Below are 25,562 nucleotides of genomic sequence, written 5' to 3' on the forward strand. Positions count from 1 at the left end.
CATGGCCGCAACGGCTCCGTGCGCCATCGCCGGCATCGCCCCCTCCGCCGGGCGCTCCATCCGCTTTGCCTGCCCGACGACGGCGGCCGCATGCCGGCAGCCATCGCCGCATCCCACCTGCGCATCGACGTCCGCCTCCATCACGCCACGCGCTTGCGCGCGGCCCGATGGCGCCCTGCCTCCGCAAACCCGTAAGCCCGCCCTGCCGTTTTCGTCCGCGAACCGTCGCATTGGCTCGTCACCGAGGGAGCACGCAATGAACAGAATCTTCAATCTTGTATGGAGCCGGTCGCTCAACCAGCTGGTGGTCGCCTCCGAGCTGGCCACGCCGCGCGGCAAGACCTCGGGACGCACGAAGCGGGCTTCGCGCCTGGCGGTGACGCTGGGCGCGGGCGTGGCGGCGCTGCTGGGCGTGGGTGGGATGGGATGGAGTCCAGTGGCGCAGGCCGTGGATTGCACCACGTCGCCGTACAACTACTACAGCGGTAGCACGATGTGCGTGGGCTACCTGTCCCAGGCGACGGTGGCCGGAGGCACTGCCGTGGGTTATGGCGCCAGCAGCACGAATGTGAATGCCACGGCGCTCGGCTACCAGGCCGTTGCCTCCGGTATCAATGCCATCTACCTGGGTGCGCGCAGCGCCGGAGGAACCGGAGCGACCGGGGAATCGGCGATCGCCATCGGTACGGATGTCTTCTCCAGCGGCCCGGGCGCCATCAGTATCGGCGTGCAGTCGAAATCCACCGGAAGCAGCGGCGTTGCCGTGGGGGCGTTGGCCAATGCCGCGGCGCAGGGCGCGGTCGCCGTGGGCAGCGGTGCCTCCAGTACGGGCTTCAACGGCGTGACGATGGGAGCCGGCGCCACGGCTACCGGGGTCAATTCCATCTACCTGGGTGCCCGCACCGCTCCGGGAACCGGCGCGCTGGCGGACAGCGCCATCGCCCTTGGCACGGACGTGGAGGCCAGCTCCACCCGGACCGTGGCCATCGGCTTCCAGACCAGGGCCGTGGGCAACCAGTCCATCGCCCTCGGCCAGGGCGCGCTCGCTGGCGTGGTGGGCGCCCCAGCCACGCCCAACAGCATCGCCGTCGGCGTCAACGCGCGCTCCACCGCCAACGCCAGCCTTGCGGTCGGTGCGACCGCCGACGCCAGCGCCGACGGCGGCTCGGCCATCGGCAACACCGCCGCTGCCAGTGGGGTGAACTCCACCGCGATAGGCGCCGGCTCCAGCGCCAGCAGCGACAATGCGTTCGCCGGCGGCCGCCTGGCGACGGCATCCAATCTCGCCGCCACTGCGCTTGGGAACGCGGCCCAGGCCCAAGGAGACAGCTCGCTCGCGCTCGGCGCGCAGGCACTCGCCATCGGCACAAGTACGGTTGCGGTCGGCCAGGGCGCCGGTGCGGGTTCGACGACGGCCAACACGGGGTCGGCCGCGATGGGCGTCGCCGCCGGCACGCTGGTCAGCGGCGCGCAGAATACCGCCATCGGAGGCGGCATCGCGAGTGCGATGCGCGGCGCGGGTTCGGGCGTCACGGGTGCGCGCAACGTCGCCTTCGGCACGGGCGACGGCACGGTCGCCTACGATGCCAACCTGGACGCTTCGGCAGGCAACCTGGTAAGCGGCAACGACAATATCGCCATCGGCACCAACGCAGGCATCGGCGTGGCGAGCAACGCGACGACGTCGATCGGCCTGAACGCGAATGCCAGCGTGGGCAATGCGGTCGCCATCGGGACCCAGGCACGCGCTTCCGCGCTGGATGCCGTCGCGCAGGGCAGCAGCGCCAGCGCCAGCGGGCGCAACGCCATCGCCATCGGCTTCCAGTCGATCGCCTCCGAAATCAACTCCATCAATCTGGGTGCGCGCACGCTGGCGGGATCGGGCGCACTGGCGCAGGGCGCCATCGCGATCGGCACGGACGTGACGGCATCGCAGAGTCGCGCGGTCGCACTGGGTGCCGTCAGCCAGGCAACCGGTGCAGAAGCGGTTGCGGTCGGAACCCGGTCCACCGCGGCGGCCGACTACGCGACGGCGCTCGGCAGCGGCGGCGACAGCGCCGCGACGGCCGTGCGCGCCACCGGCATCGGCTCGGTGGCCGTCGGCGGCAATGCCACCCTCGGCGCCGTTGCGTCGGGCGCCAATGCCATCGCCATCGGCGGCGAGTCCGTGGCCGATGCCGATGAGGCGGTCGCCATCGGCCGCGGCTCCACCGCCACCGGCGGCAAGGCGGTGGCGGTCGGTTCCGGCAACATCGCCAGCGGCGACGGCGCCGTGGCGATCGGCGATCCCAACACCGCGAGCGGCAACGGCGCGATCGCCTCGGGCCTGGACAACACCGCCACCGGCAACGGCTCGGTGGCGATGGGCAATACCAACATGGTCGGTGGCGGCGGCCAGGCGGTGAGCACGCCCGGTACCGCGGCGCAGGGCGCGGTCGGCATCGGCTACCAGAACACGGTGGTCGGCCAGGGCAGCGTCGCGATCGGCAGCACGAGCAAGGCGCTGGCCGCCGGTGCCGTGGCGTTCGGCGACACGGCGGTGGCCAACACCGACCAGAGCATCGCCATCGGTACCAGTTCGAGCGCCACCGGCGGGAGCGCCATCGCCATCGGCAGGATCAGCACCGCGAACGGGACGAACGCACTGGCCATGGGTGCCGGTGCCAGCGCGAACGCCAACAGCACGCTGGCGCTCGGGAACTCGGCCGCCGCCAACAACTTCGGCGACGTCGCGCTGGGCAACGGCTCGACCACCGCGGCCGCGGTCGGCACGGCCGGCGTCACCATCGGCGGGACGAACTACACCTTCGCCGGCGCCAACCCGACGAGCACCGTGAGCGTCGGCAGCACCACCAACCAGCGCACCATCACCAACGTCGCGGCCGGGCGGATCGCGCAGACCTCCACCGACGCGATCAACGGCTCGCAGCTGTGGGCCACCAACCAGGCGCTGGAGGCGAGCATCGCCGGCGCGGCAAGCCACTATTACAGCGTCAACGACGGCGGCAGCCCGACCGGCAACTACAACAACGACGGCGCCACCGGCGCCAATGCGCTGGCGGCCGGCGTGCAGACCGTGGCCAGCGGCGGCAATTCGGCCGCGGTCGGCGTGACCTCGACCGCCTCGGCCGATGGCGCTTTCGTCTTCGGCAACAACTCGACCGCCTCGGGCGTCAACTCCCTCGCGCTGGGCACCAGCAGCGTGGCGAGCACGCTCAACGCCACCGCGATCGGTACCCAGGCGCAGGCGTCGGGCGTGGCGGACACGGCGATCGGCCCGCTCGCCCGGGCCAGCGGCGGCACCAGCGTCGCGATCGGCAGCCAGTCCAACGCGAGCGGGCTGGAGGGCGTGGCGATCGGCAACCTCGCCCAGGCGACCGCCACCAACGCGACCGCCCTCGGCAACCAGATCGTCGCCGCGGGCGACGGCAGCATCGCCATCGGCGCGAACACCGGCCTGGCAGTCGATGCCGCATCGACCAACGGCATCGCCATCGGCTGGGGATCGACCGTCGCCAACGCGCCCTCCGGCCTGGCGATGGGCGATACCGCGAGCGTGACGGCGGCCAATGCGCTTGCGCTGGGCAGCGGCGCCACGGCCGGCAATGCCGGCGCGGTGGCGCTCGGCTCGGGCAGCACCACCGCCGCGGCGGTCGGCACCGCCGGCACCACGATCGGCGGCACCGCCTATACCTTCGCCGGCATCAATCCGGCCAGCACGGTGAGCATCGGCGCGGCCGGGGCGGAGCGCACGATCACCAACGTCGCGGCCGGCCGGATCGAACAGAACTCCACCGACGCGATCAACGGCAGCCAGCTGTTCGCCACCAACCAGGCGATCGCGGCGATCGCCGCGAGCACGCCGCTGCACTACTACAGCGTCAACGACGGCGGCACGGCCGGTGCGAACTACATCAACGACGGTGCGACCGGCACCAATGCGTTGGCGGCCGGTGTCGGCGCCAACGCGTCCGGCGAGGGAGCGGTGGCGGTCGGCTACCAGGCCAGCGCGTTGCCGGGGCAGACCGTGGCCATCGGTACCCGGGCCACCGCCGCTGGCGGTTCCGGAGCGGCGATCGCCCTGGGAAGCGGCGCGAGCGCCGTGGTCACCGGCGGCGACGGCTCTCCGATCGCGATCGGCGTGAACGCCAACGCGAGCGGGTCCCCCGGCACGGCGCTTCCCGGCGGCTTCACCTCGTTCGAAGCCGTCGCGCTCGGCAACTCTTCCACCGCCACTGGCCAGGGCAGCACCGCGCTCGGCACCGGTACGTCCGCGACCGGGACCTGGTCCAGCGCGCTCGGCCTGAACGCCACCGCATCGGCCGACCAGGCGACCGCGGTCGGCGTCCTCGCCAACGCGGGAGCGGCCAACGGCACGGCGGTCGGCGCTTCCGCCACGGTCTCGGCCCAGAGCGGCACCGCCCTGGGCCAGGGGGCCACGGCCGGCAATGCCGGCGCGGTGGCGCTCGGCTCGGGCAGCACCACCGCCGCGGCGGTCGGCACCGCCAGCGCGACGATCGGCGGCACCGCCTACACCTTCGCCGGCACCAACCCCGCCAGCACGGTCAGCATCGGCGCGGCCGGCGCCGAGCGCACGATCACCAACGTCGCGGCCGGTCGGATCTCCGATACCTCGACCGATGCGATCAACGGCTCGCAATTGTTCGCGACCAACTCGGCGGTCGACAACGTCGCCAACCAGGTCACCAACATCACCGGCCAGCTGACGCACTACTACAGCGTCAACGACGGCGGTACCCAGGGCGCCAACTACAACAACGACGGCGCCACCGGGGCGAACTCGCTGGCCGTCGGCGTATCGGCAGCCGCGGCGGGGCAAAATGGCGTTGCGGTCGGTCTTGGCGCCAGCGCGTCCGGCGGTAGTGCCGTTGCGATCGGCCAATTGGCGGTCGCGGACGGGCTTTCCTCGGTGTCGCTCGGTTTCAACGCCAGGGCGACGACCAACATGAGCACCGCGCTGGGTTATGGCGCGCAGGCGCAGGGCCTTACCAGGTCCACGGCAGTGGGCGCTCTCGCGAATGCGTCCGGGAACTTCAGCACTGCGATCGGCACCAACGCGGTAGCGAACGGCAATGCGAGCGTGGCGGGAGGCTATCTCGCGCAATCGGCAGGCATCGCCAGCGTGGGGCTTGGCGCGCGTGCGGATGCCGCAGGGGATCAGTCGACGGCGGTCGGCAACCGTTCCCAGGCGCTTGCGGCATCCACCGTGGCGATCGGCGATACGAATACGGTCGCCGCCACGTCGGGCCCCGGCTCGATCGCCGGCGGCCGCAATTCGCAGGTGCTCGGCGGCACGGGGGCCGTGGCGCTGGGCGAGAGCCAGACGGTCTACGGCAACGGCGCCGTGGCGATCGGCGATCCGAACTATGCCAGCGGCACCGGCGCGCTCGCGCTGGGCGCGAACAACATCGCCAACAGCGACGGCACGGCGACGGCCGCGGCCACGAACCAGGCCAACGGCGCGGTTGCCGTCGGCAACAACAACAAGGCGATCGGGCAAGGCAGCGTGGCACTCGGCAATGGCTCGACGGCCGGTGCGGCAGGCGTAGCCGGGAACGTCGCGATCGGCGACGGCGCGAGCGCGACCGCCAGTGCAGGCGACGTCGCGCTCGGTTCGGGCTCGGTGACGGCGGCGGCGGTCGCCACGTCGGGCGCCACCATCGCCGGCACGGCCTATACCTTTGCCGGCACGGCGCCGACCAGCACGGTCAGCGTGGGCGCGGCCGGCGCCGAGCGCACGATCACCAACGTCGCGGCCGGGCGGGTCTCCGATACCTCGACCGATGCGATCAACGGCTCGCAGCTGTTCGCGACCAACTCGGCGGTCGACAACGTCGCCAACCAGGTCACCAACATCACCGGCCAGCTGACGCACTACTACAGCGTCAACGACGGCGGCACCCAAGGCGCCAACTATGCCAACGACGGTGCCACCGGCACCAACTCCTTGGCGGCGGGCGTAGGGGCCAGTTCCGCCGGTGCACAGGCGGCCGCCGTGGGCAACAACGCGGTCGCCGGAGGCGACCAGGCGCTGGCGCTGGGTGCGGGCGCTACCGCCAACCAGGTGGGCAGCGTCGCACTCGGTTCGGGCTCGGTGACGGCGGCGGCCGTGGCTACGCCGAGCACCACGATCAACGGCACCACCTATGCCTTCGCGGGCACCGCCCCGACCAGCACGGTCAGTGTCGGTGCAGTCGGCGCCGAGCGGACCATCACCAATGTCGCAGCCGGCCGCGTGTCGAACACCTCGACCGACGCGATCAACGGTTCGCAGTTGTTCGCCACCAACCAGGCCGTGGAAACCCTCGGCAGCGGCTGGACGGTCAGCGCGAATGGCACCAATGCCACCAACGTCGGCGTGAACAGTGCGACCGGCAACAGCGTGGACATGAGCAACACCGACGGCAACCTGGTGGTGTCCAAGAGCACGACCAGCAACGACGTGACCTTCGACCTGGCCGACGATATCGCGGTCGACAGCGTGACGGCGGGCGGCACGGTGTTGAACACCAACGGCCTGACCATCGCCGGCGGGCCGAGCGTGACGATCAACGGCATCGATGCCGGCAACCGGACGATCACCAACGTCGCGCCGGGCGTGAACCCGACCGACGCGGTGAACGTCAGCCAGCTCAGCACCGTGCAAGGCCAGTTGACGCACTACTACAGCGTCAACGACGGCGGCACCCAGGGCGCCAACTATGCCAACGACGGTGCCACCGGCACCAACTCCTTGGCGGCGGGCGTAGGGGCCAATTCCACCGGTGCACAGGCGGCCGCCGTGGGCAACAACGCGGTCGCCGGAGGCGACCAGGCGCTGGCGCTGGGTGCGGGCGCCACCGCCAACCAGGTGGGCAGCGTCGCACTCGGTTCGGGCTCGGTGACGACGGCAGCCGTGGCTACGCCGAGCACCACGATCAACGGCACCACCTATGCCTTCGCGGGCACCGCCCCGGCCAGCACGGTGAGTGTCGGTGCAGCCGGCGCAGAGCGGACCATCACCAATGTCGCGGCCGGCCGCGTGTCGAACACCTCGACCGACGCGATCAACGGTTCGCAGCTGTTCGCCACCAACCAGGCCGTGGAAACCCTCGGCAGCGGCTGGACGGTCAGCGCGAATGGCACCAATGCCACCAACGTCGGCGTGAACAGTGCGACCGGCAACAGCGTGGACATGAGCAACACCGACGGCAACCTGGTGGTGTCCAAGAGCACGACCAGCAACGACGTGACCTTCGATCTCGCCAACGACATCGCCGTGGACAGCGTGACCACGGGCGGCACCGTGTTGAACAACAATGGCCTGACCATCGCCGGCGGGCCGAGCGTGACGATCAACGGCATCGATGCCGGCAACCGGACGATCGCCAACGTCGCGCCGGGCGTGAACCCGACCGACGCGGTGAACGTCAGCCAGCTCAGCACCGTGCAAGGCCAGCTGACGCATTACTACAGCGTCAACGACGGCGGCACCCAGGGTGCGAACTACGCCAACGATGGCGCGACCGGCGTGAACTCGCTGGCGGCCGGCGTGGGTGCCAGCTCCACCGCGGCCCAGGCCGTAGCGGTAGGCAGCAGCGCAGTCGCGGGCGGGGCCCAGGCCCTGGCGTTGGGCGCAGGCGCGACCGCCAACGAGGCGGGCAGCGTCGCGCTCGGTTCGGGCTCGGTGACGGCGGCCGCGGTCGCCACGACAGGCACCACGATCAACGGTACTGCATACACTTTCGCGGGAACGGCTCCGGCCTCGACCGTGAGCATCGGTGCCCCGGGCGCCGAGCGCACTCTCACGAATGTCGCGGCCGGCCGCGTGTCGAATACCTCGACCGACGCGATCAACGGTTCGCAGCTGTTCGCCACCAACCAGTCGATCGAAGAGCTCAGCAACGTCGTCGACGCCACCGCCACGCACTACTACAGCGTCAACGACGGCGGCGTGCAGGGCGGCAACTACGCCAACGATGGCGCCACCGGCGCCAACTCGCTGGCGGCCGGCGTGGGCGCCAGTTCGACCGCGGCCCAGGCGGTGGCCGTGGGCAACAACGCGGTAGCGGGCGGCAACCAGTCCTTGGCGCTGGGTGCGGGTGCGACCGCAAACCAGGCAGGCAGCGTCGCGCTCGGTTCGGGCTCGGTGACGGCGACGGCGGTCGCCACGCCGGGCGCTACCATCGCCGGCACGGCCTATACCTTCGCCGGCACCAACCCCGCCAGCACGGTCAGCGTGGGCGCGGCCGGCGCCGAGCGCACGATCACCAACGTCGCGGCCGGGCGGGTCTCCGATACCTCGACCGATGCGATCAACGGCTCGCAGTTGTTCGCGACCAACTCGGCGGTCGACAACGTCGCCAACCAGGTCACCAACATCACCGGCCAGCTGACGCACTACTACAGCGTCAACGACGGCGGCACCCAAGGCGCCAACTATGCCAACGACGGTGCCACCGGCACCAACTCCTTGGCGGCGGGCGTAGGGGCCAGTTCCACCGCGGCCCAGGCCGTGGCGGTGGGTGCGGGCGCCACGGCGAGCGAGGCAGGCAGCGTCGCGCTCGGTTCCGGTTCGGTAACAGCGGCGGCCGTGGCTACGCCGAGCGCCACGATCAACGGCACCACCTATGCCTTCGCGGGCACCGCCCCGGCCAGCACGGTCAGTGTCGGTGCAGTCGGCGCCGAGCGCACCATCACCAATGTCGCAGCCGGCCGCGTGTCGAACACCTCGACCGACGCGATCAACGGTTCGCAGTTGTTCGCCACCAACCAGGCCGTGGAAACCCTCGGCAGCGGCTGGACGGTCAGCGCGAATGGCACCAATGCCACCAACGTCGGCGTGAACAGTGCGACCGGCAACAGCGTGGACATGAGCAACACCGACGGCAACCTGGTGGTGTCCAAGAGCACGACCAGCAACGACGTGACCTTCGACCTGGCCGACGATATCGCGGTCGACAGCGTGACGGCGGGCGGCACGGTGCTGAACACCAACGGCCTGACCATCGCCGGCGGGCCGAGCGTGACGATCAACGGCATCGATGCCGGGAACAAGACGATCACCAACGTCGCAGCGGGCGTCAACCCGACCGACGCGGTGAACGTCAGCCAGCTCAGCACCGTGCAAGGCCAGCTGACGCACTACTACAGCGTCAACGACGGCGGCACCCAGGGTGCCAACTACGCCAACGACGGTGCCACCGGCACCAACTCCTTGGCGGCGGGCGTGGGCGCCAGCGCCGCCGGAGCGCAGTCGATCGCGGTGGGCAACACCGCGACGGCGCAGGCGGCGCAGGGCGTGGCGATCGGTTCGGGCAGCCGCGTGGCGACCAACGGCGGGCTCGCGCTGGGCGCGGGATCGGTATCCGATCGCACGCTGGCGCCGCAGACCGGCGGCATCATCTCCGGCACCGGCCTGATCCCCTACAACACCACCGACAAGACCCTGCTCGGCGCGGTATCGGTCGGCAACGCCACCTCGTACCGGCAGATCACCAACGTCGCCGATGGCACCGAGGACCAGGACGCGGTCACGCTGCGCCAGTTGAAGGGCTCGCTGAGCTCGTTCGCGGTGACCCCGACGATGTACTTCCACGCCAACTCGACGGCCGCCGATTCGCTGGCGGTCGGGGCCGAGTCCGTGGCCATCGGCCCGCGCACCACGGTCAACGGCGACAACGGCATCGGCATGGGCAATGGCGCCATCGTGCAGATGAACGCCCCGGGCGGCATCGCGATCGGCCAGGACTCGACCGTCAACTTCGCCGACGGCGTCGCGCTCGGCACCAATGCGGTCTCCAACGGCATCCAGTCCATGGCCCTGGGCGCCGGCGCCACCGCCAACGAGCCGGGCAGCGTCGCGCTCGGCGCCGGCTCGGTGACCGCGGCGGCGGTGGGAACGTCGAGCGTGGTAATCGGCAACAGGACCTACACCTTCGCCGGCACCAACCCGACCAGCACGATCAGCATCGGCGGGGTCGGTACCGAGCGTACCCTCACCAACGTCGCGGCCGGGCGGATCTCGGGCACCTCGACCGACGCGATCAACGGCTCGCAGCTGTTCGCGACCAACCAGTCGATCGAAGAGCTCAGCAACGTCGTCGACGCCACCGCCACGCACTACTACAGCGTCAACGATGGCGGCGTGCAGGGCGGCAACTACGCCAACGACGGCGCCACCGGCATCAACTCGCTGGCGGCCGGCGTGGGCGCGGCCTCCAGCGGCGACAACGCCGTGGCCATCGGCGTGGGCGCCACCGCCGGCACCGCCAACAGCGTGGCTCTGGGCGCAAACGCGGTGACGGCGGCCGCGGTGGCGACCTCGGGCGTCATCATCAACGGTTCCGGCTATACCTTCGCCGGCGCCGCGCCGGTGGGCACCGTGAGCGTGGGCAGCGTCGGCGCCGAACGCACCCTCACCAACGTGGCCGCCGGGCGCATCTCGGCCTCCAGCACGGACGCGGTCAACGGCTCGCAGCTGTTCGCGACCAACCAGGCGATCGAGAACCTGAGCAACACCGTCAACGCCAGCGCCGCGCACTATTACAGCGTCAACGACGGCGGCGTGCAGGGCGGCAACTACGCCAACGACGGCGCCAGCGGCGTGAACGCGGTGGCCGCCGGCGTCAATGCGGCGGCGAGCGGCCAGGGCGGCGTGGCGATGGGCGCCAACAGCAACGCCACCGGCGCGACCTCGGTCGCGGTCGGCTCCGGTGCGCAGGCCACCACGGAAGGCGGCGTCGCGCTCGGCGCGGACTCGGTCTCCAGCACCGGTGCCGGCGTGGCCGGCTACGTGCCGACCGGCGCGAACGCCGCGCAGACCGCGGCCATCGCGGCCACCACCAGCACCTCCGGCGCGGTCGGCGTCGGCGACGCGAGCAATGGCCTGTACCGGCAGATCACCGGCGTGGCGGCCGGCACCGCGGCCAGCGACGCGGTCAACGTCGCCCAGCTGCAGGCGGTGCAGAACCAGGTCAACGCGACGGCGACGCACTACTACAGCGTCAACGACGGCGGCGTGCAGGGCGGCAACTACAACAACGACGGCGCGACCGGCACCAACGCGGTGGCCAGCGGCGTGAAGGCCACCGCCAGCGCGGGCAACAGCACCGCGGTGGGCTCCAACAGCAGCGCCTCGGCGGAGAACGCGGCGGCGCTGGGTGCCGGTTCCAAGGCCACGCATGCCAACAGCGTCGCGATCGGCAACGGTTCGGCCACCACCGTGGGCGCGCAGGCCGGCTACAACGCCGCCTACGTGGGCAGCAGCAACTCGACCGGCGAGGTGAACGTGGGCGGTCGCACGATCACCGGCGTGGCGCCCGGCATCGCGGGTACCGACGCGGTCAACGTCAACCAGCTGAGCTCGGGCATGAACCAGGCCATCAACGCCGCCAACCAGTACACCGATTCCCGCCTCGGCCTGATGGAGCGCGGCTATCGGGCGGCGGCGTCGTCGGCCATGGCCATGGCCGGCATGCCGCAGGCCTACCTGCCGGGCAAGAGCATGCTGGCGATGGGCTTCGGCGGATACCAGGGCGAGTACGGCATGGCGGTCGGCCTGTCGGGCATCACCGACAACGGCCGCTATGTCTACAAGGCCCAGGCCAGCGGCAACACCCAGCACGATTGGGGCTTCGCGGTGGGCGCGGGAATCCAGTGGTAGCTCCCATGCGCGACGGGCCCTGCACGCGCACGGGCCCGTCGCGCGGCGGCGCAAGCGCGCATCCCGGGCGCCGGGCATCCGGCGAACGCCGATATCCAGAGACGACACTGAAGAGGCGAGACGCCATGAACATCAGGAACAACTCCGTGCAGGTCATCCGGTTCGCGCTGTGCGCGCTCCTCGCGGCCGGTGCGCTGGCGGCCTGCACGCGCCACGTGAGCCGCGACATCACGCCCGAAGGCCAGGCGGGCGAGGTGGTCTTCCCGCCCCTCGACAGGATCGTGCTGAAGGAAGGCACCTTCCCCAATCCCGAGAGCCTGCGCCAGGTCGGCCCGGGCGTCACTCGCGACCAGCTGTACGAGCTGGTCGGCCGGCCGCATTTCCGCGAAGGCTTCTCCGCGCGCGAATGGGACTACCTCTTCCATTTCCGCCAGGGCGGCAAGATCGTCACCTGCCAGTACAAGGTGATCTTCGACAAGGACTACCACGGCCAGAGCTTCCACTGGGCGCCCGCCGCGTGCGCCGACGTGCTCGAGGCCGCCCCCGCGGCGGCATCGGTGGCCGCGCCGACGCGCTTCGAGCTTTCCGCCGACGCGCTGTTCGCCTTCGGCCGTTCGGGCCTGGACGACATCCTGCCGCAGGGGCGCAGCGAGCTGGAGTCCATCGCGCGCCAGTTGAAGGACTCGGAGGCCTCCATGATCCAGGTGGTCGGGCATACCGACCGGATAGGAAGCGAGAGCGCGAACCAGGCGCTGTCGCAACGGCGCGCACAGACGGTGCGCATGTTCCTGATCCACAGTGGCGTGGCGGCGCGCGCGCTCAGCGCGTACGGGGTGGGCGAGTCGCAGCCGGTGAAGGAGTGCGCCGATTCGCTGCCGCACGACGAACTGGTGGCATGCCTGCAGCCCAATCGCCGCGTCGAGGTGATCGTCGCCGGTTTCAGGTAGTCCCGTCGCGTCGTTCGCACGGCGCCAACAGATTCATTCAACAGAAGGGGTTTCGATGAAAAGGTTCTTTTCCACGATCGGCATTGTGCTGCTGCTCGCCACGGGCGCGGCGGCGGCGCAGCAACCGCAGGCGCAGGCCAATCGCCCGATCCCGGGCGCGATCGAGCCCAATGCGGTGCGCGATGCGGGGTTGCGGGTGGTGACGGTGGTGGACTCCGGGCAGCCGGCGCAGTTGTGGAACGAGGCGTCGTCGGTGACCAAGAAATCGGTGGCGCGCGATGCGTTCGTCGCCGGCATCAACAAGTCGCGCCAGCCGCTGGGGAAGGTGGTCAGCCGCAACTGGCTGTCGGTGCGCCGGCAGTCGGGCGACGGCAAGGCGTTGCCGGCGGGGTTGTATGCGTCGGCGGAGTTCCTGACGGAGTTCGCGGGCAAGCCGCCGGTGCGGGAGTTGGTGTCGTTCAGGCTGGACGAGGATGGGGCTTGGCGGTTTTCCGGGTATGCGGTGCAGCCGTAGCCAGGTCCCTTGCAGGAGGGATTTCTTCTCGTCGCCCTCGCGCTGGTAGGGCGCTGTCCGGGGACATCAAGCAGGAGCCCCGGCGCGTGGCGACCACGGGCCGGGGCTCCGTATCGGCGCCGATGCGCCTGGCTCAGTCCCTTGCCAGCGATTCGGCGAGGGCGCGCAGTCGCTCGCGGTACTGGTCCAGGTCGTGCAGGGGGCGAGTGGCGACGCCGCTGTCGATCGCGGCCTGCGCCACCGCGGCCGGCAGCTCGACCAGCAGCTCGGTGTCGAGCGGGTGCGGGATCAGCCGGTCCGGGCCGAACAGGCTGCGGCCTTCGGCGTCGACGTGCTCGCGCGCCAGTCGCGCCAGCGCGTTCACGCAGGCCACCTTCATCGCCGTGTTGATCTGGCTGGCGCCGACGTCCAATGCGCCCCGGAACAGGTAGGGGAAGCACAGCACGTTGTTGATCTGGTTCGGGAAGTCCGAGCGGCCGGTGCCGACCAGGGCGTCCGGCCGCACCGCGCGCGCGTCGTCGGGCAGGATTTCCGGATACGGGTTGGCCAGCGCCAGCACGATCGGCGAGGCCGCCATGGTCTTGAGCATGTCCGGCGTCAGCGTGCCCGGGCCGGACAGGCCCAGGAAGATGTCGGCGCCTTCCAGCGCCTCGGCCAGGGTGCGCTTGTCGGTGTCGCGCGCGTAGGCCGCCTTGCTCGGGTCCAGGTTCTGGCGGCCGCTGTGGATCACGCCGGAACGGTCCACCGCCAGCACGTTGCCGCGCTTCAGGCCCAGCGAGACCAGCATGTCCACGCAGGCGACGCCGGCCGCGCCCATGCCGCACACCACCAGCGTCGCGTCCTCGATCGCCTTGCCGACGATGTGCAGCGCGTTGCTGACCGCCGCGCCGACCACGATCGCGGTGCCGTGCTGGTCGTCGTGGAACACCGGGATCTTCATGCGCTCGCGCAGCGCGCGCTCGATCGCGAAGCATTCCGGCGCCTTGATGTCCTCCAGGTTGATGCCGCCGAAGGTCGGCTCCATCGCCGCGACGATCTCGACCAGCTTGTCCGGGTCGTTGGCGTCCAGTTCGATGTCGAACGCGTCCACGCCGGCGAAGCGCTTGAACAGCACGCTCTTGCCTTCCATCACCGGCTTGCCGGCCAGCGGGCCGATGTTGCCCAGGCCGAGCACGGCGGTGCCGTTGGTGACGACGGCGACGAGGTTGCCGCGCGCGGTCAGCGCGTGCGCGCGGCCGGGATCGTCGACGATGGCCTCGCAGGCGTAGCCGACGCCGGGCGAATAGGCCAGGGCGAGGTCGTCCTGGGTCGCCACGCGCTTGGTCACGCGGATCTCGATCTTCCCGGGGCGGGAGAACTCGTGGTAGTCGAGCGCGGCCTGGCGCTGGTCGGGCGTGGTGCGGGAAGCGGTCGATGGACTGTCGGAGGACATGGAGGATTCGCGTGGGAGGGGAAATCGTCGTGCGGTAGGGCGAGGGCCCGCGCTCAGCGCGCGGCGCGCAGCAGCGCGTCCTCGACCACCGCTTCGGTCAGCACGGTCGGCAGCACGGTCGGCGGCGTGCCGGGGCCGTAGACCACGTACAGCGGCACGCCGACCGCCTGGTGCTGTTCGAGGAAGGCGCTGATCTGCGGATCGACGTTGGTCCAGTCGCCCTTCATGTAGACCGCGTCGACCCGGCGCAGGGTGTCGCGGAACGCGGCGCTGCTCAGCACGTTCTTCTCGTTGGCCTTGCAGGTCACGCACCAGTCGGCGGTCATGTTGACGAACACCACGCGGTTGTCCGCGCGCAGGCGGTCCAGCAGCTGCGGCGAGTAGGCGACCTCGCCGGCCTCGGCGGCGGCGACCGGCGCGTGCAGGCGGGTCACCCCCCACACCGGCACCAGCGCCAGCAGCAGCATCAGCGTGGACAGCGCCATGCCGAGCCGGCGGCTCTGCCAGCGGCTGCGCTCGAACCACCACAGTCCCAGCGCCAGCAGCGTGGCGCCGACCAGCACCAGCGCGATCGCATCCACGCCGCGCTGCTTGCCGAGCACCCACAGCAACCAGATCGCGGTGAGGTACATCGGGAACGCGAGCACCTGCTTGAGCGTTTCCATCCACGCGCCGGGCGTGGGCAGGCGCCGCGCCAGCGACGGCACGAAGCCGATCAACAGGAACGGCAGCGCCAGGCCGAGGCCGAGCGCCAGGAATACCAGCATCGCCAGCAGCGGCGGGGCGGTGAACGCATAGGCCAGCGCCGAGCCCATGAACGGCGCGATGCACGGGCTGGCGACCACGCAGGCCAGCACGCCGGTGAAGAAATCGCCGACCGGGCCGCGCCGCGACGCCAGCGACTGGCCGATGCCGCCGAGGTTGCCGCCGAGCGTGAACACGCCGGTCAGGCTCAGGCCGACCGCGAACATCAGGTAGGCCAGCGCGGCGACGAACCACGGCTGCTGCAGCTGGAAACCCCAGCCGGCCGCCTGCCCGGCCGCGCGCAGGCCGATCACCAGCGCGCCGATCACCGCGAACGACAGCAGCACGCCCAGCGAGTACCAGAGCGCGTGGCTGCGCGCGCGCGCGCGGCTCTCGCCGCTGTGCGCCAGTCCGAGCACCTTCAGCGACAGGATCGGCAGCACGCACGGCATCAGGTTGAGCACCAGCCCGCCCAGCAGCGCCAGCACCAGCACCGCGACCAGGTTGCGCTCGGCATGCGGGGGCAGGCTGCGCCCGGCATTGCCGGCGGAGGCATCCGGCGGCGGGGCCGGCGCCTTGTCCGTGGCGGCGCCGGCGCCGGACAGCGGCGGGATCGGCAGCGGCGCGGCGGTGGCCTGGTCCGGCGGCGAGAGCTTGCCGGCCGGCAGCGCCAGCTTCACCCGGCGCGTCATCGGCGGATAGCAGATGCCGTCGGTCTGGCAGCCCTGGAAGGTCGCCACCAGGGTGATGTCGGCCGCGTCGGTGCGGTCGCGCAGCAGAGGCAGCGCGACCTCGGCCTGGTCGAAGTACACCACCACGTCGCCGAAGTGCTCGTCGCGGTGCGGCTTGCCCGGCGGCCACTGCGGCGCGCCGGTGCGGATGCCGGCCACGCCTTCCAGCGCCAGCGAGGTGCGGTCGCGGTAGAGGTAGTAGCCCGGCGCCGGGGTGAAGCGCAGCAGCAGCGTGTTGCCGTCGCCGGCGATCGCCTCGAACTCGAACGCCTGCTCGGCCGGCAGCGGCAGCGCCTCCACGCCGGCGAGGTTGGCGACACCGGCACCGGGCAGGCGCGAGGCCAGCGGCGACGGCGCGGTGTTGCCCGCGCTGGGCAGGGTGCCGGAGGGCAGCGCGGCGGCCGTGCCCGGCCCCGGCAGCCTGACCTCCAGGCGGCGCTTCTGCGGCGGATAGCACACGCCGGCATCGGCGCAGCCCTGGTAGCGCACCTCCAGCTGCAGCGCGTCGACGCCGTCGGCGGCCGCGCCGGTGAGCACCGCGGTCACCTCGTCGCGATAGGTCTCCACCTCGCCGAAGAACTCGTCGTGCTTCTTGTGCCCGTCCGGCAACTGCAACGGGTTCTGCTTGAACCCGGGGATCTCGCCCACGCCCATGCGATGGCGGTACAGGTAATAGCCCGGCGCGATCTTCCAGTGCAGCTCGACCCGGCCCGGCGCGGTGGCCCGGGCGCTGAGTTCGAAGGCCTGGTCCACCGGCAGCAGGTCCTTCTCGGAGAAGGCCAGCGCGGACAGCGGCAGCAGCATGAACGCGCACAGCGTGACGAAGCGGCGCAACAGGGTCATCGGGACATTCATTTCCTGCGGGTCTCGTCGTCGATCCACGCCAGGTACGCCGGCAGCCCGTCCTCGACGCGCAGGGCGATCGCTTCGGGCAGCTCGTACGGATGCAGCGCCTGCAGGCGCTCGATGGCCGCCTGCAGGCGGGTGGCGGTGGTCTTGATCAGCAATTGGACTTCCTCGCCCTGTTCGATCCGGTCCTGCCAGCGGTAGGTCGAGCGCGCGCCGGGCAGCTGCGTCACGCACGCGGCCAGCCGCTCGGACACCAGCGCATGCGCGATGCGCTCGGCGCTGGCGGCGTCCGGGCAGGTGCTGAGCAGGACGAGAACTTCGCACGGGGAAGGCGTGCGGCGCTCTTGCGAGGGGCTCGCAGCCGGGGAGGTGGAGGGCGGGGAAGGCATGGGTCCGCGAGTGTACCGGCTCGCTGCGCGCGGGGCAGCCGAGCGCGGGCCCGTTGCAGTTGGAACATTCCTTTCGCGTCCCGGGCCGAGGCGTGCGCCCGCAGCGCGGATTTCGCGCGGGACGCGGGCCCGTGAGGCCAACGGCGCACGCTCGCCCGGCCCCCGCGCTGGGGAGGGGCCTTCGTCTTCGATGCCGCGGTCGGTTCGGCAACTGGCAACTGGCCGGCCTGGCCGAGGTGAACAGCGCCGCGGTGCCCCACTCGGGATGGTCGATGAAGGGATTGCGGTTGCCCTGGGCGCCGTGGATCACCTCGTTGCGGGCGCGCTCGGCGGCGTCCGGCAGGTCGGCCTGGTGCCAGGCCGGTCGGGCCCGCCGGGCCGAGGCCGCCGCGACGGATCGGGCGCCCCGCCGCGATCCGGCGTTTTTTTGTCCGCCGCCCCCCTTGAAAGGCATTCGGCCGGCTCCATGTCAGGCCAGTCCCGATCCGTCGGGTTTTGTCGTGCGTGATGCTGGCACTCGACATGCGCGAGTGCTAACATCACCAGCCTTTTCCAGACCAATCAATCACTTAAGAGGTCTTTCAATGAGCATCAAGCCGCTTCACGACCGCGTGGTAGTCAAGCCGATCGAAGCCGACGAGATTTCCGCCGGCGGCATCGTGATCCCGGATTCGGCCAAGGAAAAGTCCACCAAGGGTGAAGTCGTCGCCGTCGGCGCCGGCAAGCCGCTCGACAACGGCAACGTCCGTGCCCCGGCCGTCAAGGTCGGCGACAAGGTGATCTACGGCCAGTACGCCGGCAGCACCTACAAGGCCGAAGGCGTCGAGTACAAGGTCCTGCGCGAAGACGACATCCTCGCCGTCGTCGGCTGAGTCTGTATTGCGAGTCCCTCGCAGAGGCGCGGCACATCCGTGTGCCGGGTTTGAAAGGCGAGTCCCTCGCAAGAACGCTGCCTTCTCTTTCCAAAAACACGAACACTTACTGAGGTAACAGCACATGGCTGCCAAGGATATTCGTTTCGGTGAAGACGCTCGTACGCGCATGGTGCGCGGCGTCAACGTGCTCGCCAACGCCGTCAAGGCGACCCTCGGCCCGAAGGGCCGCAACGTCGTGCTCGAGAAGAGCTTCGGCGCCCCGACCATCACCAAGGACGGCGTCTCCGTCGCCAAGGAAATCGAACTGGCCGACAAGTTCGAGAACATGGGCGCGCAGATGGTCAAGGAAGTCGCTTCCAAGACCAACGACAACGCCGGCGACGGCACCACCACCGCCACCGTACTGGCCCAGGCGCTGATCCGCGAGGGCGCCAAGGCCGTGGCCGCCGGCATGAACCCGATGGACCTCAAGCGCGGCATCGACAAGGCGGTCACCGCCGCCGTCGCCGAGCTGAAGAACATCTCCAAGCCGACCGCCGACGACAAGGCCATCGCCCAGGTCGGCACCATCTCGGCCAACTCGGACGAGTCGATCGGCAACATCATCGCCGAGGCGATGAAGAAGGTCGGCAAGGAAGGCGTGATCACCGTCGAGGAAGGCTCGGGCCTGGAGAACGAGCTGGACGTGGTCGAGGGCATGCAGTTCGACCGCGGCTACCTGTCGCCGTACTTCATCAACAACCAGCAGAGCCAGTCGGCCGACCTGGACGACCCGTTCATCCTGCTGCACGACAAGAAGATCTCCAACGTGCGTGACCTGCTGCCCGTCCTCGAGGGCGTGGCCAAGGCCGGCAAGCCGCTGCTGATCGTCGCCGAGGAAGTCGAGGGCGAGGCCCTGGCGACCCTGGTGGTCAACACCATCCGCGGCATCGTCAAGGTCGTGGCCGTCAAGGCCCCGGGCTTCGGCGACCGTCGCAAGGCGATGCTGGAAGACATGGCCGTGCTGACCGGCGGCACCGTGATCTCCGAGGAAGTCGGCCTGTCGCTGGAGAAGGCCACGATCAAGGACCTGGGCCGCGCCAAGAAGGTGCAGGTCTCCAAGGAGAACACCACGATCATCGACGGCGCCGGCGACACCGCCGCCATCGAGGCCCGCGTCAAGCAGATCAAGACCCAGATCGAGGACACCTCCTCCGACTACGACCGCGAAAAGCTGCAGGAGCGCGTGGCCAAGCTGGCCGGCGGCGTGGCGGTGATCAAGGTCGGTGCCGCGACCGAGGTCGAGATGAAGGAGAAGAAGGCGCGCGTCGAAGACGCCCTGCACGCCACCCGTGCGGCCGTCGAGGAAGGCGTGGTCCCGGGCGGCGGCGTCGCCCTGGTGCGCGCGCTGGCCGCGATCAGCGAGCTGAAGGGCGCCAACGAAGACCAGACCCACGGCATCCAGATCGCCCTGCGCGCGATGGAAGCCCCGCTGCGCGAGATCGTCGCCAACGCCGGCGAGGAGCCCTCGGTCATCCTGAACAAGGTGAAGGAAGGCAAGGGCAACTTCGGCTACAACGCCGCCACCGGCGAGTTCGGCGACATGGTCGAGTTCGGCATCCTGGACCCGACCAAGGTGACCCGTTCGGCCCTGCAGAACGCCGCTTCGATCGCCGGCCTGATGATCACCACCGAAGCGATGGTGGCCGAGGCCCCGAAGAAGGACGAGCCGGCGCTGCCGGCCGGCGGTGGCATGGGCGGCATGGGCGGCATGGACTTCTGATCCGCCGCGGCCCACAGGCTGCATGCTGTACGGAAAACCCCGCCGCGAGGCGGGGTTTTCTTTTGCCCTGTCCGCGCCCGGCCGCGGGCCGGAACCGCCGGTCCGCCTGCGTCCGGCACGGCTGCGTCCGGGGGAGCCCGCACCGCCTGCCAGCCGATGCGGACGGCGCGCTTGCCCGGGTGCGTCGCGGCCGGTCTGCCCACGCGCGCAAATCCGCGGCGTGCGCTGCATCCAGGTTTGCACGGATGCGCATGACATTCCGTTGACAACGATATCAGCGCGGACCTAGGTTCGGCCCGGGGAGCGCGGCCCGCGCAGCGGGCCAGGGGAGGCGACGCCGGCAGGCGCGCTTGCGCGACCGCGACCATGTCCGCCGGCCTCGCCGGTTCTTCCGCAGGGGAACCACCCATGAAGTGCCGTAGCCACCGCCTTGCCCTCGGCGTCGCCTTCGCCATCGCCGTGCATGCCAGCGCCGCGCAGGCGCAGAGCGCCGACGCATCCGGGTCCGCCACCGACCTGGATGCCGTGACCGTCACCGGCTCGCGCATCAAGCGCGCCGAAGTCGAAGGCGCGCAGCCGGTGCTGGCGATCAGCGCCGAGCAGATCCAGCAACAGGGTTTCGCCACCGTCTACGACGCGCTGGCGAGCATGAATCAGCAGGGCTCGGTGGAGGCCGACACCCAGTGGGGCTCGCACACCCCGAACGCCTCGCCGATCAACCTGCGCGACCTTGGCCCGGGCCGCACGCTGCTGCTGGTCAACGGCCATCGCGTGGCCGACTACCCGCTGCCGTACGGCGGCGAGAGCAACTTCGCCAACTACAGCAACATCCCGTCGGCGGCGGTGGAGCGCATCGAGATCCTGACCGGCGGTGCCTCGGCGATCTACGGTTCGGACGCGGTCGCCGGCGTGATCAACGTGATCCTCAAGAAGAATTACCAGGGCGACCAGGTGCGCCTGCGCGGCGGCACCTCGACCGAAGGCGGGCGCAACGCCTTCGACGGTTCCTGGACCGGCGGCCGCACCGGCGACAACTGGAGCCTGACCTACGCCTTGCAGGGCACCCGCCGCGATCCGCTGACCGGGCGCGACCGCCCGCAGATGGACGACCAGGAGGACATGGCCTACTCGAACTGGACCGCGCAGAACCGCAAGTACGGCTTCAATCCGTTCACCGGACTGAGCCTGGTCGATGCCGACAACTCCCAGCGGCTGTCGATGCCGTCCGGTACCTGCGAACGCTTCGGCGGCGAGTTCATCGATGCGCAGCGCCTGAGCTACGACCAGAACAGCGGCGTACTGACCAACTACGGCAGCTACTGCGGCATGGCCCACGACTACCAGGACTGGCTGCTCAGCAGCGGCGGCGAGAACTATTCCGGTTATCTCTACGGCACCTGGAAGTTCAGCGAGAACACCGAGGCCTGGGCCACGCTGTCGGTGAACAAGAGCACCGGCTACTGGACCTACGACCCGCCCTACGTCTACCTCGGGCCGTTCCACGATGCCGGCAGCGACCGCTCGCTGTACGCGATCCGCCAGCTCACCCGCCGCGAAGCCGGCGGCTTCGAAGGCCTGGCGAACTACAACAAGGAACTGTCCTGGGACCTGAGCGCGGGCCTGAAAGGCGTATGGGCCGACCGCTTCGACTGGGAGTTCAGCGTCGGCCGTTCGCGCTACACCGTGGACGAGTACATCCGCACCGTCGATCTGCAGAAGGCCATCGACTGGTTCCTGGGCCCGCAACTCGGCACCACCGCCGACGGCACGCCGATCCACGACGTCGACGAGGACCGCTGGTACGCACCGCTGACCTCGGCGCAATACGGCGACCTGGTCGCCAAGTCGCACAACGCGGCCGATTCCTGGGTCAACCAGGCCAGCTTCACGCTCAGCGGCGAACTGCTGCAGGGCTGGGCCGGGCCGATCCGCTTCGCCACCGTGGCGGAGCTGGCCAAGCAGGGCTACCGGCTCAGGCCCGATCCCTGCGCCAACGAGTGCTACTACGTCGACGTGGTCGACAGCGGCGGCGGCGAACGCCTGCGTTCCTCGGCCGGGCTCGAACTGCAGGTCCCGCTGCTGGCGAGCCTGACCGCCAGCCTGGCCGGCCGCTACGACCGCTACGGTTCGTACAAGTCGTACGCCACCGACCTGGCCACCGACATCGGCAGGCAGAGCGACACCACCTGGAGCGCCGGCCTGGAGTGGCGCCCGGTCGATTCGCTGCTGTTGCGCAGTACCCTGGCGACCAGCTTCCGTGCGCCGGACATGCACTACGTGCTCGGCGAGCCCAGCTCGACCAGCCAGACCGTGATCGACCAGTACCGCTGCATTTCCTCCGGCGCCTACCTCACCGGCACCTGCAACGACGAGAACGACGACATCTACTACACCATCGACGTGAACCGCCGCGGCACGCCGGACCTCAAGTCCGAGCACGGACGTTCGTTCACCGCGGGCTTCGTCTGGGACATCGCGCAAGGCCTGTCGCTGACCGCCGACTACTACAAGATCCGCCTCGAGGACATGATCAAGGACCTCGACCGCGACGAGATCCTCAGCGCCGAGGCCGGCTGCCGCACCGGCACGACCACGAGCGGCGGCGCCTGGACCAATCCCGGCGGCGCCGAATACTGCAACACCATCGTCTCGCGCGTGATCCGCGATGCCGAGGGCCGGATCGTCGGCATCGAGCGCGGCCCGATCAACCTGGCGCAGGCCGAGACCTCGGGCGTGGACGTCTCGCTGAAGTACCGGCTCGACACCGCGGCCTGGGGCAACTGGCAGTTCTCGCTCGACTACAACAACCTGATCTCCTACTACGAGCAGATCTACCGCGCCGACGAGAACAAGAACAAGCGCGACGAGAAGGTGCGCAGCAAGGTGCGCGCGAGCGCGCACTGGGAGAACGGCGGCCCGTGGGATTTCACCGTCTACGCCAAGCGCTTCGGCTCCACGCGCGCGGTCAACTGGGGCACCTGCCGCCGCTTCGACGACGGCTACCAGCCGGCGGCCGGCGACGATTGCCTGGTCACCGACAGCGCCAGCTCGCACTACGGCGAGTCGACCTCGCACTACTACGGCCGGGTCGGGCCGGCGTGGTACTGGAACCTCAGCGGCGGCTACCGCATCACCCCGCGCATGAAGGTCAACTTCTACGTCAACAACGTGTTCAACAACGTGGGCTACAAGCACAAGGAGGCGTACTACGGCTACGCGTTCTTCAACACCACGCTGTTCGACTCGATCGGGCGCGAGATAGCGGCCGAGTACGTGTTCGATTTCTGAACGAAGACCCCTGTGGGAGCGGCTTCAGCCGCGATAGCCGCTCCCACAAAGGCCGCTCCTGCAGGCAGGCTGCGGCCTTCGTTGCCGATGAAACAGTGGCAATGGCGAAAAAGCCGTGCTATCAATGCACCCCATGAACGCAAGCCGTGCCCGCTTTTACTTTTGGTACTACTTTCCGAAGCCGCTGGCGGAGGAAGGATTGCGCTCACCCTGAAGAAAGAAGCTTCAGACGCATCCCGAAAGCCGCCAGCGCAACTGGCGGCTTTTTTGTTGCCGCCATCGCCCTTGGGGCACACCGCCAAACCTCACCGAGCCAGACGCCATGCCCCCACATACCGATGACCTCCGCATCCGCAAGATCGAACCGCTGACGCCGCCGGCGCAGCTGCTGTCCCTGCTGCCCTGCGACGAGCGCGCCTCGCAGACCGTGTCCGCCTCGCGCGCGGCGCTGCACGAGATCCTGCACGGCCGCGACGACCGCCTGGCCGTGGTGATCGGCCCGTGCTCGATCCACGACCCGGTCGCGGCGATGGAGTACGCCCAGCGCCTGCGCCCGCTGCGCGAAACGCTCGGCGACGCGCTGGAGATCGTGATGCGCGTGTACTTCGAGAAGCCGCGCACCACCATCGGCTGGAAGGGCCTGATCAACGATCCCGACCTCGACGGCAGCTTCCAGATCAACAAGGGCCTGCGCCTCGCGCGCGGCCTGCTGCGCGACATCAACCACCTCGGCCTGCCGGCCGGCGTGGAGTTCCTCGACATCATCTCGCCGCAGTACATCGCCGACCTGGTGGCCTGGGGCGCGATCGGCGCGCGCACCACCGAGAGCCAGGTGCACCGCGAGATGGCCTCCGGGCTGTCGTGCCCGGTCGGCTTCAAGAACGGCACCGGCGGCGACGTGAAGATCGCGGTGGACGCGGTGGGCGCGGCCTCGCACCCGCACCATTTCCTGGCCGTGACCAAGGACGGGCAGACCGCGGTCGCGGCCACCGAGGGCAACCCGGACTGCCACGTGATCCTGCGCGGCGGCAAGCAGCCGAACTACGATGCCGACAGCGTCGCCGCGGCCGCGCAGGTGCTGCAGAAGAACGGGCTGCCGGCGCGGCTGATGATCGATGCCAGCCACGCCAACAGCGGCAAGAACCCGGACAACCAGCCCAAGGTGGTCGAGGACATCGCCCGGCAGCTGGAGCAGGGCCAGGACGCGATCATCGGCGTGATGGTGGAAAGCCACCTGGTCGGCGGCCGCCAGGACCTGGTCCCCGGCTGTGCGCTGACCTACGGCCAGAGCATCACCGACGGCTGCATCGACTGGGACACCTCGGTGCAGGTGCTGGAACGGCTGGCCGAAGCGGTGCGCGCCCGCCGCCGCCGCGCGCTGTCCGCTGCGGCCTGAGCCGGCGCCAAGGGCCGGGCAGGGGGTCCCTGCCCGGCGCGGACACGGCCGTCCGGTCCGGCGCGGCGGGAGGCGGAGAGAGTGGACCCGTCATCGCCGGACGGGATCGATGCTGCGCCCCGCATGTGGCCGCGCTTTGCCGGCCGGTGGGCGGCGCCGGCATCCGGTGCCGCTCAGTGCGGATCGTCGCGATAGACGAACTTGGGCATCTCCCAGCCGAACCGCAGTGCCGCCAGCCGCAACAGGAAGCCGCCGCCGAGGCAGGCCAGGGTGGTCGTGGCCTCGGGCAGGCCGGCCGCCAGCAACAGCAGGTAGGCCGCGCCGGTCAGCAGCGCCACTCCCGCGTACAGCTCGCGCTGGAAGATCAGCGGCACCTCGTTGCAGAGCACGTCGCGCAGCACGCCGCCGAACGCGCCGGTGAGCAGGCCGGCGATCACCACGATCGCAGGGTGGTGGCCGGCCCCGCGCGCGATCGCGCAGCCGATCAGGGTGAAGGCGACCAGCCCGAGCCCGTCCAGGACCAGGAAGGTGCGGCGGAAATGGTGCATCCAGCGCGCCAGCCAGGTCGCCACCAGCGCCGCGCCGATGGTGAAGCCGAGGTATTCGGGATGGCGCACCCAGCCCAGCGGATAGTGGCCCAGCACCACGTCGCGCAGCGAGCCGCCGCCGAGCGCGGTGACGCAGGCGATGATGACCACGCCGAACAGGTCCATGCGCCGGCGCCCGGCGGCGAGCGCGCCGGTCATGGCTTCGGCGCTGATGGCGATGAGGTAGATGATCTGCAGCAACATGCGAAAGGCTCCGGTCGGGGCGTGGACCGGCGCACGCGCGAACGCGCCATGGCGGCCATGGCGCGTTCGGGTGACCGGTTGCCGCTCCCGCTGTCCTTTTGCCTGAGAGTTCGGCGGCGTGGCCGCGTGCCCCTTCGGCGGGCCATCGAAGGCCTCTCTCCAGATCGGCTGTGGGTGGA

At 70.3% G+C, this 25,562-nt stretch carries 11 protein-coding genes, 1 pseudogene and 1 riboswitch; of the genes and pseudogenes, 7 read left to right on the forward strand and 5 right to left on the reverse strand.

Annotation, left to right across the window (positions count from 1 at the left end; all coding sequences use genetic code 11):
- Nucleotides 1–256: 256 nt before the first annotated feature.
- The 3 genes from FD678_RS20440 (at nucleotide 257) to FD678_RS15440 (ending at nucleotide 13,126) form a co-directional block, all read left to right on the forward strand.
- Nucleotides 257–11,665, forward strand: a complete 11,409-nt coding sequence (locus FD678_RS20440; protein ID WP_218569762.1) for an ESPR-type extended signal peptide-containing protein — start codon at nucleotides 257–259, stop codon at nucleotides 11,663–11,665.
- 125 nt (nucleotides 11,666–11,790) lie between these two features.
- On the forward strand, nucleotides 11,791–12,612 hold the full coding sequence (locus tag FD678_RS15435) for an OmpA family protein (protein WP_140725615.1): 822 nt from the start codon (nucleotides 11,791–11,793) through the stop codon (nucleotides 12,610–12,612).
- A 55-nt stretch (nucleotides 12,613–12,667) separates the two neighbouring features.
- On the forward strand, nucleotides 12,668–13,126 hold the full coding sequence (locus tag FD678_RS15440; RefSeq protein ID WP_140725618.1) for a DUF4019 domain-containing protein: 459 nt from the start codon (nucleotides 12,668–12,670) through the stop codon (nucleotides 13,124–13,126).
- 133 nt (nucleotides 13,127–13,259) lie between these two features.
- Here the strand turns inward: FD678_RS15440 and FD678_RS15445 are convergent, their stop codons facing one another.
- From FD678_RS15445 to FD678_RS20885, 4 genes and pseudogenes are all read right to left on the reverse strand, one after another.
- The gene (locus tag FD678_RS15445; protein ID WP_140725621.1) at nucleotides 13,260–14,558 is read right to left on the reverse strand and encodes a malic enzyme-like NAD(P)-binding protein; all 1,299 of its coding nucleotides are present in this window, start codon (nucleotides 14,556–14,558) and stop codon (nucleotides 13,260–13,262) included.
- Nucleotides 14,559–14,611: 53 nt separating this feature from the next.
- Nucleotides 14,612–16,876: a protein-disulfide reductase DsbD family protein gene (locus tag FD678_RS15450; protein ID WP_140726180.1), complete on the reverse strand. Its 2,265-nt coding sequence runs from the start codon at nucleotides 16,874–16,876 to the stop codon at nucleotides 14,612–14,614.
- Between the two features lie 8 nt (nucleotides 16,877–16,884).
- Entirely contained in the window at nucleotides 16,885–17,271 is a 387-nt protein-coding gene (gene cutA, locus FD678_RS20670) for a divalent-cation tolerance protein CutA (RefSeq protein ID WP_140726183.1), read from the reverse strand.
- A 271-nt stretch (nucleotides 17,272–17,542) separates the two neighbouring features.
- Nucleotides 17,543–17,725: pseudogene (locus FD678_RS20885) on the reverse strand (endonuclease); the annotation flags it as partial.
- Between the two features lie 130 nt (nucleotides 17,726–17,855).
- On the opposite strand from FD678_RS20885, the gene FD678_RS15465 reads away from it, so the two are divergent.
- The 4 genes from FD678_RS15465 (at nucleotide 17,856) to FD678_RS15480 (ending at nucleotide 24,592) form a co-directional block, all read left to right on the forward strand.
- On the forward strand, nucleotides 17,856–18,143 hold the full coding sequence (locus FD678_RS15465; RefSeq protein WP_140725624.1) for a co-chaperone GroES: 288 nt from the start codon (nucleotides 17,856–17,858) through the stop codon (nucleotides 18,141–18,143).
- A 124-nt stretch (nucleotides 18,144–18,267) separates the two neighbouring features.
- Nucleotides 18,268–19,908, forward strand: coding sequence for a chaperonin GroEL (gene groL, locus FD678_RS15470; RefSeq protein WP_140725627.1), 1,641 nt, complete (start codon nucleotides 18,268–18,270; stop codon nucleotides 19,906–19,908).
- A gap of 408 nt (nucleotides 19,909–20,316) precedes the next feature.
- Complete coding sequence (locus FD678_RS15475) at nucleotides 20,317–23,196, forward strand: TonB-dependent receptor plug domain-containing protein (protein WP_140725630.1); 2,880 nt, start codon at nucleotides 20,317–20,319, stop codon at nucleotides 23,194–23,196.
- A 322-nt stretch (nucleotides 23,197–23,518) separates the two neighbouring features.
- The gene (locus FD678_RS15480; RefSeq protein ID WP_140725634.1) at nucleotides 23,519–24,592 is read left to right on the forward strand and encodes a 3-deoxy-7-phosphoheptulonate synthase; all 1,074 of its coding nucleotides are present in this window, start codon (nucleotides 23,519–23,521) and stop codon (nucleotides 24,590–24,592) included.
- Between the two features lie 173 nt (nucleotides 24,593–24,765).
- On the opposite strand, the gene FD678_RS15485 is transcribed toward FD678_RS15480, so the two are convergent.
- Complete coding sequence (locus FD678_RS15485) at nucleotides 24,766–25,383, reverse strand: trimeric intracellular cation channel family protein (RefSeq protein WP_140725637.1); 618 nt, start codon at nucleotides 25,381–25,383, stop codon at nucleotides 24,766–24,768.
- A gap of 82 nt (nucleotides 25,384–25,465) precedes the next feature.
- Nucleotides 25,466–25,556, reverse strand: a riboswitch (glycine riboswitch).
- Between the last annotated feature and the right edge of the window lie 6 nt (nucleotides 25,557–25,562).

It is taken from the genome of Pseudomonas sp. Hp2 (assembly GCF_006386585.1).
Taxonomy (GTDB): domain Bacteria; phylum Pseudomonadota; class Gammaproteobacteria; order Xanthomonadales; family Xanthomonadaceae; genus Pseudomonas_S; species Pseudomonas_S boreopolis.